Genomic DNA, 14,532 nt, shown 5'->3' with positions numbered 1-14,532 from the left:
GTCCTTAATTGTTGTTATTCGAGTTAGAAACCCAAGCAGGCTGCTGTTTATTTAAAAAGGCACTCAGACCTTCTTTTGCCTCGCTGCCTTGACGAACTTGAGCAATATGATGTGCTGTCTGTTGCAGCAAGTCATTGCTCATGGTCTGGTTGCTCACCATTTGAATGAGTTGTTTTGATGCCGCTTGAGCATGCGGGCCGCCGAGTAAGAGTGCATCAATAATTTCTTGAACTTTTCTGTCTAAATCTTTAGCATCTGCTACTTCGTGAGCCAAGCCAATTTGTTTGGCATCACGTGCTGAAATTCGCTCGGCAGTTAAGAAGTAACGAGAGGCTTGTCTTGCACCAATCGCACGAATCACATAGGGACTAATGGTAGAAGGAGCAAGCCCTAAACGAACCTCAGAAGTTGCAAACTTAGCATCGGTGCTGGCAATGCAAATATCACATGCCGATGCCAAACCCATACCACCACCAAAGGCAATGCCATGCACACGAGCAATAGTCGGTTGTTTAAGCGTTGCAAGTGCATCAAGCATTTGTGCAAGTTTTAATGCATCTGCTTCATTTTCTGCTGAAGATGCCTGACCTGCCTGTTTCATCCAGTTCAGGTCGGCACCTGCCGAAAAGCTTTTGCCGCGACCTGCTAAAACCACAACACGAATGTCATCACGTGTATTGATTTGCTTAAAGCAAGCATGCAGCTCTTCAATAACTGTCGTATTAAAAGCATTGTGCAGTTCAGGGCGGTTCAGCCAAACATAGGCAACCTGATCTTGTTGTTCGAGTTGTAAAAATTGATAGCTCATATACACCTCTTACATGCGGAATACGCCAAATTTGGTTGGCTGGATTGGGGCATTCATCGCAGCGGCAAGACTTAAACCGAGTACCTGACGAGTTTGCGCTGGATCAATGACGCCGTCATCCCAAAGGCGGGCAGAAGCGTAGTATGGATGGCCTTGGCGCTCGTACTGTTCACGAATTGGTTGTTTAAATTCATCTTCTTGTTGCGCTGACCACTCGGCACCTTTTTGCTCAATCTGATCACGTTTTAAGGTTGAGAGTACGCTTGCGGCTTGTTCTCCGCCCATCACTGAAATACGAGAGTTCGGCCATGTCCATAAAAAGCGTGGTGAATAAGCACGGCCACACATGCCGTAGTTACCTGCACCAAACGAACCCCCGATAATCAAGGTGAGTTTTGGTACATTTGCGGTTGCAACTGCCATCACCAATTTAGCGCCGTTTTTTGCGATCCCTTCATTTTCATACTGGCGACCAACCATAAAGCCCGTAATGTTTTGTAGGAATAACAATGGAATATTGCGCTGCGTGCATAGCTCAATAAAGTGCGCACCTTTTTGTGCAGACTCAGAAAATAAAATCCCGTTATTGGCAATAATGCCGACTGGCATCCCATAGAGTGAAGCAAAACCGGTAATCAGTGTCGAACCAAAGCGTGCTTTAAACTCATCAAAGCGTGAACCATCGACAATACGTGCAATTACTTCACGAACATCAAAAGGTTTACGTGCATCACTTGGCACCACGCCATAGAGTTCCGATGCATCAAACAATGGTTCATCAACTTGTTTATTTAAGTCGTTTGGCTTTTTATTTAAGTTCGCAACAATGTTTCGTGCAATCGCAATTGCATGTTCATCATTTTCGGCTAAATGGTCAGCTACACCTGAAAGACGTGTATGCACATCGCCACCACCTAAGTCTTCACTACTGACAACTTCGCCAGTTGCAGCTTTTACCAAAGGAGGGCCACCTAAGAAAATCGTCCCTTGATTACGGACAATAATGGTTTCATCAGACATGGCAGGCACATAAGCACCACCTGCGGTACAGCTCCCCATCACGACAGCAATTTGGGCAATACCTAGGCTCGACATGCGTGCCTGATTATAGAAAATACGTCCGAAGTGATCACGATCAGGGAAGACTTCATCCTGCATCGGTAAGAACGCCCCCCCAGAATCCACCAGATAGATACAAGGCAAGTGATTCTGTTCAGCAATTTCCTGTGCGCGTAAATGCTTTTTCACCGTGAGTGGATAATAAGTGCCACCTTTGACGGTTGCATCGTTGGCAACGATCATGCAGGTTATACCATTTACTTGACCAATCCCTGCAATCACACCTGCCGCTGGAATATCATCTTCATACACCTGATAGGCCGCCAATTGACCAATTTCTAAAAAAGCAGTACCGACATCAATCAATTGATCAATGCGATCGCGTGGCAGTAGTTTGCCTCTCGCCAGATGCTTTTGACGGGCATTTTCACCACCGCCTAACGCTACTTTTTGAGCCACTTGTTTGAGATCGCTGACCAATGTTTGCATGGCTTGCTGGTTGGTTTTGAAGTCCTCACTGCGAACATTCATCTTGCTTTGTAATTGGTTCATACACTGCGTCCTTATTTATCATTATTATTTGGTTTCATTGAACAGTTCGCGGCCAATCAGCATGCGGCGAATTTCAGACGTTCCTGCACCAATTTCATAAAGTTTGGCATCACGCCATAAACGGCCCGCAGCGTATTCATTGATATAACCATTGCCGCCTAAGGTTTGAATGGTTTCACCCGCCATCCATGTGGCTTTTTCGGCAGCATATAAAATGGCACTGGCCGCATCTTTACGTAAACTGCGGTCATGATCAGCTTTGTCACAGGCAGCACCCACGGCATAGACGAGGGCTTTACATGCCAACCAGGTTGAATACATGTCGGCAAGTTTGCCTTGCATCAATTGGAATTCACCCAAAGCCTGACCGAATTGCTCACGTTCATGTAGGTAAGGAATAACCACATCCAGACAAGCATCCATAATCCCGAGTGGGCCAGCGCTGAGCACCGCACGCTCATAATCCAGACCACTCATCAGCACTTTGGCACCATTACCGACACCCCCCAACACGTTTTCGGCAGGCACTTCGACATTGTCAAAAAATAGCGGATAAGTATTTGAACCACGCATACCGAGTTTGTCTAAATGGCTGCCATGACTAAAGCCTTTCATATCTTTTTCAATCAGGAAGGCGGTCATACCTTTGGCACCCGCTTGCGGATCAGTTTTGGCATACACCACCAATACATCCGCATCACCGCCATTGGTGATCCACATTTTTGAACCATTGAGAACAAAATGATCACCTTTTTGTTCAGCACGTAGTTTCATGCTGACCACATCAGAACCTGCATTCGGTTCAGACATCGCCAAAGCACCGACAAAGTCACCTGAAATCAGTTTTGGTAAATACTTCTGCTTCTGCTGTTGGCTACCGTTGCGGTTAATCTGGTTGATACACAAGTTAGAGTGCGCGCCATAAGAAAGTCCGATAGATGCCGATGCACGTGAAATTTCCTGTAGCACGATGATATGTGCCAGATAGCCTAAATTGGTGCCGCCGTATTCTTCAGAAACGGTAAGACCGAGCAGGCCCATATCACCAAATTTTTTCCAGAGATGCGCGGGGAATAGATTGTCCTGATCAACTTGTTGAGCAATTGGTGCAATCTCCTTTGCACAAAATGCAGCAACTGAATCTTGTAGTGCAATTAACGTTTCATCCAGACCAAAATTCAAGCTACGTAGGTTCATTGTGTTGTCATCCCATTGGTTATATTTGTTGTTCCAAAAAGCGTTGTTGTATGTGCTTAAGAAGTACCATACAATGATTTTTTGAAAAAGTGAATAGTGATTCATAAAATGATTTACAATTCATTTTATTTGGTAGAGAATAAAATTCATGAGCTATAAACGATCATCTTTGATGCAGGAGAGGATGGAACAAAATCGCAAAGCGATTTTGAGTTCAGCCAGAAAATTAATCTCGGAGGGAGGGTTTAAAGACGCACAAATACAAACCATTGCAGAGCAAGCAGGCGTTTCAAGTGGTCTGGTCTATCGCTATTTTGATAATAAAAGTCAGGTACTGATTGAGGTTTTGTCCGAGGCCATTAATACCGAACTATTGGTGATTGATTCAATTACTGAAAGTAATTTATCGGCAAAACAGAAATTACATAAAGCAGTAACCACCTTTGTAAAACGGGCGCTGAATAGTCCTCAGCTTGCATATTCACTCATGTTTGAACCGGTTGATTCAACAGTTGAACATGAGCGTTTTCGTGTGAAACAGTTGATTAAACAAAGTATTAAGAAAATCCTTGCAGATGGAAATGCGAGTGGTGAGTTTGTTCTGGATGATCTCAATACCGCAGCATTGTGTGTGGTGGGTGCCATGACTTATGTGGTGGTTGAACCCTTAGATCCAGCGCAAAATACCAAGTTTGATCAGCAGCATAAAAACTATTTTTCCAAACAGATTGCTGACTTTTGTGTGGATGCAGTGCAGAAGAAATAAGGCAAACACAATCATTAAAATTGCACAACAGGATGTTGGAAAAGTAGTCGTACTCACAATAATTAAATGACTGAAGAACAGAATTACAAAGAATCAAGGAGAGTGATTCAATGCAACAACAACGGTTAAGCTATGCCTCTGGAACAAGTTCGCAGCCCCTGTTGGGGATGACGATTGGAGAAAAATTTGATCAGGCCTGTGTGCAATATGCTGAACAGGAGGCTATTGTCAGTGCGCATCAGAATAGACGATTGACCTATAAGGCATTGCAGGATGAGGTCAATGCCTTTGCGTGTAGCTTGTTGAAACTAGGATTAAAAAAAGGGGATCGCTTAGCCATTTGGTCTCCGAACTGTGTGGAATGGACTGTGACCCAGTTTGCAGCCTCAAAAACAGGTATTATTCTGGTCAATCTGAACACGGCTTATAAAAGTCATGAACTGGAATATGTGCTGAACAAGGTTGCCTGTAAAGGGCTGGTGATTGCAGCACAATTCAAGACCACAGATTATCAGGAACTACTAAGCAAGATTGCACCTGAACTGGCTTCGAGTACGGATAAGCTACTCAATTCAGCGCGTTTACCGCATTTAAAATATGTCATTAAAATTGATGAGCAGCAGCATACTGGTATTCACCGTTTTAGCGATCTGGTCGAACAACCGACACAACAGCAATTAGATCAGCTGCATGCTTTAGCCAAGCATTTGCAGTTTGATGAAACCATTAATATTCAATTTACTTCTGGCACCACAGGTAATCCGAAAGGAACCATGCTGACCCACCACAATATTCTCAATAATGGTTATTTTGTTGGTGAAGGCATTGGTTTAACGTCAAAAGATCGGGTCTGTATTTCTGTGCCATTATTTCATTGCTTCGGCATGGTGATGGGCAATCTAGCCTGTATCACACATGGTGCAACCATGGTTTATCCAGCCGCCGTCTTTAATCCGCTTGAGTCTTTAAAAACCATCCATCAGGAAAAATGTACTGCGTCTTATGGTGTTCCGACCATGTTTATTGCCATGTTAGAGCATGAGCAATTTGCCGAGTTCGATTTATCCAGCTTACGCACAGGCATCATGGCAGGTAGTCCATGTCCTCGTGAAATCATGCAGCGTGTCATAGACCGTATGCATATGTCTGAAATCACCATCTGCTATGGTATGACTGAAACTTCGCCCGTCAGTGTGCAAAGTTATATTCACGATTCGATTGATAAACGCGTGAGTACCGTTGGGCATGTCCATCCGCATTTGGAAGTCAAAATTGTCGATCTGGAGGGTGACATCGTTCCTCAAGGTGTACTGGGTGAACTCTGTGTGCGTGGCTATTCGGTGATGGCTGGTTATTGGGATGAACCTGAAAAAACCAAAGAGGTCATCGATGCAGCAGGTTGGATGCATACCGGCGATATTGCGGAAATGGATCAAGATGGCTTTATCAAAATCAAAGGCCGCATTAAAGATGTGGTGATTCGTGGTGGAGAAAATCTCTTTCCAAAAGAAATTGAAGATTTCTTATATACCCATCCAGATATCTGTGATGTTCAGGTGATTGGTCTACCAGACAGCCGTTATGGTGAGGAACTCTGTGCTTGCATTATTTTGCATGAACATCATCAATGCGATGAAGATGCGATACGTCACTTCTGCAAAGAGCATATTTCACATAATAAAGTGCCACGCTATGTCAAATTCTTCGCTGAGTTCCCAATGACCGCTTCAGGCAAAGCGCAAAAGTTTAAATTACAGGAAATCATGCGTGCGGAGTTAAACCTGACAGCCGAAGTCTTTGATTAAAATTGGGATGATTAGATCACTCAGTATTTTAGCGATTGCTGAGTGTCAGGCGATTAAAAACAGGGGATGAAATGGCCAAAGATTTTAACAGCCAGAAAGTGGTGGAGCGCTACGACGATCATATCCGTCAACTGATTCCAGCTTATGAGTTGATGCATCAGCAAGTTGATGCCATTTTACAGGCAAATTTGAGCAGTGATGCGCATATTCTGATTGTTGGCTGTGGTACAGGCTATGAACTTGAGTATTTATTGCAAAGGCATCCTGACTGGACTTTCACGGCTGTTGATTCTTCTTTAACAATGCTGCAAAAGGCACAAGCGCAGATTCAGGCGATGGGGCAGCAAGCACGCGTTACCTTTGCACATGGAGAGACAAATTGTTTATCCGAGCTGCCAGTGTTTGACGCTGCACTTTGTATTCTCGTGGCTCATTTTATTCCGCATGCATCCAAGCCTACTTTCTTTTCCCAGATTGCGAAACGCTTAAAAAGTCATGGAATTTTAATGACCTATGATTTGATGCGTTGTGAAGATTCTCTGCAAATGAAAGCCTTACCGTTGTTATGTCAGGCTGCCGGCCTGAGTGAAGCACAAAGCCAAGCGATGATGGATCGTTTAGGTCAGGACTTTTTCACGGTCTCTTTACAGGATTATCAGCAACTGCTAGATCATGCAGGTTTTGGCAATGTCCATGTTTTTAGCCAGACCTTGACCTATCAGGGCTTGATTGCACAGAAAAATGAAGCGGATCAGTTGCTATTGTCGTGTTGAGGCAATTTGGCTTTTGCTTGGTTTTGACATTTTAAAATAATAGAAAGACCTAAAAAAGAGGAGGTAAAACGAAATAAATCAAATGGTTTTGATTTTTAAAATAAAAAATGTGCTGTGAAATTGCGATTCAGGCAAAGGAAAAAACACAAATAAAGAATGATCTTAAAAGGTATTTGAGATCTGCGAACAAGGAAATTGATTTCAATGGATAAATTTATTTTAACGGTACAAAAAAGCCTATTGGCGGTGTCTGTTGCAATGGTGATATCACCTGTTTATGCAGGAACCGATCAGGCCGAAATTGCGCAACTTCGACAGGAAGTGCAAGAGTTAAGAACGATGTTACAGCAATATGTGCAGCAGAAAGTGCCCGTGCAACCTATTACTCAAGTGGCTGTGACGGCTTCACCACAAGTGACCGAGACAACAGTGCCTAAGCTGAATCTGAGCAAAGGCGGTGCAGAGGTCAATTTATATGGTTATATCCGTGCCGATGCCTCTTATCAGGCCAAAGGTGCATCTACCATGTATAACAATATTAGCGGGGTTCCACTCGAAAATACGCCAGAAGAATCTGCTCAAAAAGACCAATTACATAGTACTGTTAATGTGACACGTTTTGGGTTGAATTTTAAAACCCCAACTGCTGCGGGTGAAGTAGGCGGTAAACTGGAAATGGATTTCTTCGGCGGTACAACGCGAGATCAATTTCGTATCCGTCATGCTTATATCACCCTTGATCAATGGCTGATTGGTCAAACCTGGTCGACGTTTATTGCACCTGAATATTATCCAGAAACTGTAGATGCGGGCACTTTTGTTGGTAGTGCCTTGCTACGTTCACCGATGCTGCGTTATAGCGGTAACCTCTCGGCAAAAACCAGTTTTGCTGTCGCAATTGAAGATCCAAAATATACTGCAACTTCTGATCCAGATAATGAAATGCGTTTGCCAGCCTTGGTTGGACGTCTGAACCATAAATTTGATAATGGCTCACTACTGTCAGGCCGAACGTTTATGGCTGAGAAAAAAACCAGTCATGACAATGAATGGGCATGGGGTGTCGGACTGGGTGGAAAATATCAATTGAGTCCTCAAACCTTCTTAAAAGCCGATTATTACCATGTCAAAGGGGATGGGCGCTTTCTGCTCTGGGCCAATAATAGCTATGTGATTGATGATAAAAATAATATTCAAAGCAACGAGTTCGATACGATTTCTGCGGGGATCACCCATCAATTTAATTCCCAGCTTCGCTCAACTTTAGGTTATGGCTATATGAAGGCCAAGGATGACAATACCTTTGCTGAAATCCAGAAAACCAATATCACCCAGAATAAAGAATTATGGCAAGGCTGGATTAATGCGATGTATAACCCGTACAAGCCGATTACCTTCGGCGTCGAATATGTTTATGGCGAGCGAGAAACTTTTGATGGCCGTAATGGGATTGATAATCGTGTGAACATGATGGCGAGTTATGATTTTTAATACATCTGAGAAATGATTATTACAGGTTGATACTTCATTGATATTCATGCATCAAAGTAATGATGAATATCAATGGAGAGCACCAGTTAGGTCAGGAAATTGACGGGGCTGCTGGTATAATTTTTTGTTTCAAGATGTCCATAAATGCTTTTAAAACCATATTGTAATTTTTGCCCTTATGCGTCGTTAGGCAGATCGGGGTACTGTAATACATGACTTCTTGCATAATAGGTTGCATAAAGCCATCTTCGACCCATTTCTTGGCACAGTGATCGGGTAAAAAACCGAGAAATTTCCCTGTCAGGATCAGAAAAGCAATACCTTCACGGTCACTGGCAGTTGCCGAACAATCCAGAAGTTGATGTAGTTTGGATGCTTCAGCAGTAATCGCATAATTCGGAAGCACGGCTTGCCAGTTGTTGAGATCCTTCGATTTGATCTCATTCAGATGGTTAAATAAAGGATGATTTTTGCCACAATACAGAAATGACTTTTCCTCATATAAATGAAAATAATCCAGTCCAGACAATGGCGTCACCAATGGAATCACGCCCGCATGTAAACGATTGTCCAGTACCCGACATTCGATATCTGAGAGGGTACTCATACTAATATTAATCACCACTTCGGTATTTTCTTCTGCAAGCTGTGCCAGTGTATTGGTGATATACAGACTCGGCATCGTCACCAGATTATTAATAATCCCGATATTAAACTCACCCTTGAGCTGGTTGTGCATCTGATTGATTTTGGCGCGGAAGTCTTCAATCGAGGCAGTCAGTACTTCTATATACTCTAAAATTTCACGTCCTTCATCGGTGAGGGCAAAGCCAGCACGGCCACGCTGACAGAGCCGAATGCCCAAGCGATTTTCTAGATCACTCATGTGCAGACTAATGGCTGAGCGACTAATCCCGAGAATACTTTCTGCGGAACTAAAGCTATGGCAATCGCAAACCGTTTTAAATATTTTAAGAAGTTTTATATCAAAATCAGTCACTTGATTTAATTTTTTCGGTTTCATTTAGTTTTGCTTTTTTATATCTAAACTCAAGACAATTTGAATTTATCAAAACTATTCGGCTCTGTACACTCCAGATATAACCACAAAACAAGAAGAGTGATTATGTTTGATATCGACACAACAAATGACCGTGATGATGCATTGGAAGCGACACAGCCAAGTGCTCAGATGAACCTGAATTATCAAGCACACTGGATGCCATTTTCTGCCAACCGTAACTTTCATAAAGACCCACGTATTATTGTTGGGGCTAAAGGTGCGTATTTAGTGGATAGCACAGGCCGCGAAGTATATGACTCCTTATCTGGCTTATGGACTTGTGGTGCAGGTCACACGTTGCCTGAAATCCAGCAAGCGGTCAGTCATCAGCTATCAAAACTGGACTATTCTCCAGGCTTTCAGTTTGGACATCCATTGTCATTTCAACTGGCAGAGAAAATCATTCAGCACATGCCTGAAAAATTGCAGCATGTGTTCTTTACTGACTCGGGTTCAGAGTCAGCAGATACCGCGATCAAAATGGCTCGTGCCTATTGGCGAATTAAGGGTAAACCCAGCAAAACCAAGCTGATTGGTCGTGCACGAGGTTATCATGGGGTCAATGTGGCTGGAACCAGTCTTGGCGGGATTGGTGGTAATCGTAAAATGTTTGGTCAATTGATGGATGTTGATCATTTACCGCATACCTTGCAACCAGATTTAAGTTTTACCAAAGGCTGTGCAGAAACGGGCGGTATTGAGCTTGCAGATGAGATGCTCAAGTTGATCGAATTGCACGATGCATCCAATATCGCGGCTGTCATTATTGAACCTGTTTCTGGTTCGGCAGGTTGTATTGTGCCACCAACGGGCTATTTAAAACGACTTCGGGAAATCTGTGACCAGCACGATATCTTGCTGATTTTTGATGAGGTGATTACGGGCTTTGGTCGTATGGGGAAATGGACCGCAGCCGAGTATTTTGGGGTAGCACCCGATATTTTGAACTTTGCCAAACAGATTACCAATGGTGCAATTCCATTGGGTGGGGTTGTAGCAAGTCATGAAATCTATGATGCCTTTATGCAGCAAGACCTACCTGAACATGCCGTTGAATTTACGCATGGCTATACCTATTCAGCACATCCAGTCGCATGTGCAGCAGCTTTAGCTACACTGGATGTGTTGGAAAAACAGAATTTATTGGCTCAATCTGTTGCATTGGCACCTAGTTTTGAAACGCTTCTACACGAATTAAAAGGCGCACCACACATTCTGGATATTCGTAATTGTGGACTGATTGGCGCTGTACAACTGGCACCACGCGATGGCGATGCAACGATCCGCGGTTTTGAACTTGGAATGAAGCTTTGGAAAGCGGGTTTCTTTGTCCGTTTTGGCGGAGATACCTTACAGTTTGGCCCAATGTTCAATAGTACCGAAGCACAATTATCGAGATTGATGAATGCGGTTGGTGATGCACTTTATCAGGTCAAATAAATTCAATTTTTAACTAAAACCCAAATCAATCGGAAGAAATGATCCCATACAAGGAACAAGAGATGAATAACTTAGAACATTTTTCAAGTGAAACGACGCAGAGCAATGATGGTCAATCTGCACAGGCAACACAAGTGGTTGGACATTTTATCAATGGAAAGGTGGTTTCCAAGTCTGCCAAAAGACAGCCTGTTTATAATCCTGCGACGGGTGAAATCAGCAAAGCAGTTGAAATTGCAGATAGTCAGACGGTGAATGAAGTGGTTCGTGTGGCAGAGCAGGCGTTTCCAGCATGGCGTGATACACCTGTAATCAAGCGTGCGCGTGTGATGTTCAAGTTCAAACAGTTACTCGAAGAAAATGCCGATAAAATTTGTGAATTGATTGGGCAAGAGCATGGCAAGATCTCTCATGATGCAAAAGGGGAATTGCAACGTGGGATTGAAAATGTTGAATACGCTTGTGGTGCGCCAGAGTTACTCAAAGGTGAATATTCGAAAAATGTCGGCCCAGACATTGACTCGTGGAGTGAATTTCAACCTTTAGGTGTCGTCGCTGGAATTACGCCATTTAATTTCCCTGCGATGGTGGCGTTGTGGATGTTCCCGATGGCCTTGGTGTGTGGTAACTGTTTTGTATTAAAGCCTTCAGAAAAAGCGCCGTCAGTCGTATTATTCTTGGCTGAATTATTGAAACAGGCCGGATTACCCGATGGTGTATTTAACGTAGTGAACGGTGATAAAGAAGCAGTAGATGCTTTATTGCATCATCCAAAAATTCAGGCTATTAGTTTTGTTGGTTCAACGCCAATCGCTGAATATATTTATCGTACCGCAACGTCGACAGGTAAGCGTTGTCAGGCATTGGGCGGTGCAAAAAACCACGCGATTATTATGCCCGATGCAGATATTGATAATGTGGTGACTTCATTATTAGGCGCTGCTTTCGGTTCTTCAGGTGAGCGTTGTATGGCACTGTCGGTTGCTGTCGCAATCGGAGATGAAATCGCAGATATTGTGATCGATAAACTGACTCAAGAAATGCAGAAATTAAAATTTGGGCATTATGCTGATAGCAATAATGATTTTGGGCCCTTAATCACGCAAGTGCATAAAGATAAGGTACAAGCCTATATTCAAAGTGCAGAACAGCAAGGTGCAAAAATTGTGGTAGATGGTCGCGATGCCAAACCCGCAGGTTATGAAAATGGTTTCTTTGTCGGGCCGACCTTGATTGATCAGGTCACACCGAAGATGACCAGCTATCAACAGGAAATCTTTGGGCCTGTCTTGCAAGTGATGCGAGTGGATACCATGCAGGAAGCCATGCAATTGATCAATGAGCATGAATATGGCAATGGGACGTGTATTTATACCCGTGATGGCGAAGCAGCGCGTTATTTTAGCAGCCATATTCAGGTGGGGATGGTCGGTATTAATGTACCTTTACCTGTTCCGGTTGCATATCACAGCTTTGGTGGCTGGAAGCGTTCATTATTTGGCGACTTACATGCCTATGGTCCAGACGGTGTCCGTTTCTATACACGCCGTAAAACCATTACCCAGCGCTGGCCATCTGCACAGGTCCGTGAAGCCAAACAATTTGCAATGCCAACTTTAAACTGATTTTTTGCGTTAAAGGGAAAACCGCTGGTTTTCCCTTTTTATTTGAATAGGAATTTAAACATGTAGTTAACAAACCCAAATTATTTTAAGGAATAAAATATGGATAGTGTTAAAACAAAAAAATTAGGCGAAGGACTTTCAAATCGCCACATTACAATGATTAGTATCGGCGGTGTTATTGGTGCAGGTTTATTTGTTGGTTCATCGGCAGCGATTGCCAAGGCAGGCCCAGCGGTCATTCTTGCTTATCTGACCACCAGTATCATGGTGTTTCTGGTGATGCGGATGCTGGGTGAAATGGCAGTACTCGAACCCGATACTGGCTCATTTTCAACTTATGCGCGTAAAGCGATTGGCCCGTGGGCAGGATTTACCATTGGCTGGTTATACTGGTGGTTCTGGGTATTGGCGATTCCTGTTGAGGCGATTGCTGGCGCTCAAATTTTATATTCATGGTTTCCTTATTTTTCAGTTTCTACTTATGCCTTCTGTTTTATTGTTTTTTTAAGTCTGGCCAACTTTTTCAGTACCAAAAGTTTTGGTGAATTCGAGTTCTGGTTCTCTTTAATCAAAGTGGTTGCCATTATTGCATTTATTATCATTGGCGTATTAGCGATTTCTGGTTTCTGGCCTTTAGCACAAAATGTGAGTGGGGTTGCCAATTTATATAACAATGCGGGTTTTATGCCACATGGGGTGGGTGGGATTTTAGCGGCGATCCTGATTACGGCATTTTCATTTTTTGGCGTTGAGATCGTTTCGATTGCTGCTGCAGAATCTTCGAATCCACAACAAAAAATCAGACGTGCCACCAATCTAGTGCTGTACCGCATTATTCTTTTCTTCGTGGTATCCATGTTTATTGCGGTTGCCTTGGTCGACTGGCGTTCACCCGATTTGCAAAAATACGGAACCTTCCAATATGTACTCATGAGCCTGAAAGTACCAGGGACCAAACTCATTATTGATGCTGTGGTGTTTATCGCTGTTGCAAGCTGTATGAATGCAGCTATTTATACATCATCCCGTATGTTATTCCGTTTAGGCACCCGACATGAAGCACCAAGCAAAGTCACTAAGATTAATTATGCTGGTGTGCCAGCTGTGGCTGTCTTTTCATCAACATTTATTGGATTAATCTGCTGTATCATCAACTATGCATTTCCTGGGAAGGTCTTTGGACTGTTACTCTCAAGTACCGGCTCAATTGCATTACTGGTTTATCTGGTGATTGCATTCTCACAATTGCGTCTCAGAGCAAAACTAGAAAAAGCAGGAACAGAAGTCCCATTTAAAATGTGGCTATTTCCTTGGCTGACGTGGTTTGTGATCATTATTATCCTGAGTGTACTGGCTTATATGTTCTTTTCACCGCAATATAGTTATGAAACAACATTATCTTTAAGTGTCACGGTCGGTGTCGTGATCTGTGGCCTGATTGTGACGCGTAAGCAGAAAAATAACAGGGCAGTTGTGATGCATTTGGATTGACTTAAATAGCAGCAAAGAATAAGGCCTCATCACTATAGATAGAGGCCTTATTTTTTACGTCTCTATCGTTGAGTTGGATAAAAGGATGGATGTAATCGGAAATGATATTTATAGAGATTGGATCTCAGATCTAAAGCTATATTTTTTGAAAAAAAACATTTATTATAAAATAAATTTGCATAAAAAATAGTGAGCTAAGAAATATATATTGAGTCATAAATAATAATTTATTTTAAATTTGCTGTTTATTTCTTCCAAATTAAGGCTTTATTTTTCACTATATTTTTTATTTTACTGTAATTAATTTGTAATATTTGATAGCGTTTCTTTTGAAGAGGGTGGAGGTACTTATATTCTTTTTAATAAAATAAACACTGGTTTAGCATAATTTTGACTTTGATTGCTTTTAAGTTGAATTGCTATTAAAGTGATTTAATTGTTTTTATAAGCATTATATTGAGT

At 42.6% G+C, this 14,532-nt stretch carries 11 protein-coding genes; 7 read left to right on the top strand and 4 right to left on the bottom strand.

Annotated features, from left to right (window positions below; genetic code table 11):
* Positions 1-4: 4 nt before the first annotated feature.
* The 3 genes from AWW72_RS14120 to AWW72_RS14110 are packed head-to-tail and all read right to left on the bottom strand — an operon-like array spanning position 5 to position 3,616.
* Entirely contained in the window at positions 5-808 is an 804-nt protein-coding gene (locus AWW72_RS14120; RefSeq protein WP_062847756.1) for an enoyl-CoA hydratase/isomerase family protein, read from the bottom strand.
* Positions 809-817: 9 nt separating this feature from the next.
* Positions 818-2,419: a carboxyl transferase domain-containing protein gene (locus AWW72_RS14115; RefSeq protein WP_062847755.1), complete on the bottom strand. Its 1,602-nt coding sequence runs from the start codon at positions 2,417-2,419 to the stop codon at positions 818-820.
* A 24-nt stretch (positions 2,420-2,443) separates the two neighbouring features.
* Positions 2,444-3,616, bottom strand: a complete 1,173-nt coding sequence (locus AWW72_RS14110) for an isovaleryl-CoA dehydrogenase (RefSeq protein WP_062847754.1) — start codon at positions 3,614-3,616, stop codon at positions 2,444-2,446.
* A gap of 148 nt (positions 3,617-3,764) precedes the next feature.
* Here AWW72_RS14110 and AWW72_RS14105 point away from each other — a divergent pair, with 148 nt between their 5' ends.
* The 4 genes from AWW72_RS14105 to AWW72_RS14090 all read left to right on the top strand — a co-directional run bounded on the left by AWW72_RS14105 (position 3,765) and on the right by AWW72_RS14090 (position 8,451).
* Positions 3,765-4,382, top strand: coding sequence for a TetR/AcrR family transcriptional regulator (locus AWW72_RS14105; protein WP_004772899.1), 618 nt, complete (start codon positions 3,765-3,767; stop codon positions 4,380-4,382).
* A gap of 110 nt (positions 4,383-4,492) precedes the next feature.
* Entirely contained in the window at positions 4,493-6,187 is a 1,695-nt protein-coding gene (locus tag AWW72_RS14100) for an AMP-binding protein (protein WP_062847753.1), read from the top strand.
* Between the two features lie 71 nt (positions 6,188-6,258).
* Positions 6,259-6,960, top strand: coding sequence for a class I SAM-dependent methyltransferase (locus AWW72_RS14095; protein ID WP_062847752.1), 702 nt, complete (start codon positions 6,259-6,261; stop codon positions 6,958-6,960).
* 204 nt (positions 6,961-7,164) lie between these two features.
* Positions 7,165-8,451: a DcaP family trimeric outer membrane transporter gene (locus AWW72_RS14090; RefSeq protein ID WP_062847751.1), complete on the top strand. Its 1,287-nt coding sequence runs from the start codon at positions 7,165-7,167 to the stop codon at positions 8,449-8,451.
* A 91-nt stretch (positions 8,452-8,542) separates the two neighbouring features.
* Here the strand turns inward: AWW72_RS14090 and AWW72_RS14085 are convergent, their stop codons facing one another.
* Complete coding sequence (locus AWW72_RS14085) at positions 8,543-9,475, bottom strand: LysR family transcriptional regulator (RefSeq protein ID WP_062847750.1); 933 nt, start codon at positions 9,473-9,475, stop codon at positions 8,543-8,545.
* A 96-nt stretch (positions 9,476-9,571) separates the two neighbouring features.
* On the opposite strand from AWW72_RS14085, the gene aptA reads away from it, so the two are divergent.
* The 3 genes from aptA (at position 9,572) to AWW72_RS14070 (ending at position 14,070) form a co-directional block, all read left to right on the top strand.
* On the top strand, positions 9,572-10,954 hold the full coding sequence (gene aptA / locus AWW72_RS14080; protein WP_171254732.1) for an omega-aminotransferase AptA: 1,383 nt from the start codon (positions 9,572-9,574) through the stop codon (positions 10,952-10,954).
* Between the two features lie 62 nt (positions 10,955-11,016).
* Entirely contained in the window at positions 11,017-12,579 is a 1,563-nt protein-coding gene (locus AWW72_RS14075) for a CoA-acylating methylmalonate-semialdehyde dehydrogenase (RefSeq protein ID WP_005258269.1), read from the top strand.
* Between the two features lie 99 nt (positions 12,580-12,678).
* Complete coding sequence (locus AWW72_RS14070) at positions 12,679-14,070, top strand: amino acid permease (protein WP_062847748.1); 1,392 nt, start codon at positions 12,679-12,681, stop codon at positions 14,068-14,070.
* Positions 14,071-14,532: the final 462 nt, after the last annotated feature.

The sequence above is a fragment of the Acinetobacter sp. NRRL B-65365 genome, assembly GCF_001605865.1.
GTDB lineage: Bacteria > Pseudomonadota > Gammaproteobacteria > Pseudomonadales > Moraxellaceae > Acinetobacter > Acinetobacter vivianii.
Note: the sequence above shows the minus strand (reverse complement) of the source record. Positions and strands in the feature narration are given on the sequence as shown.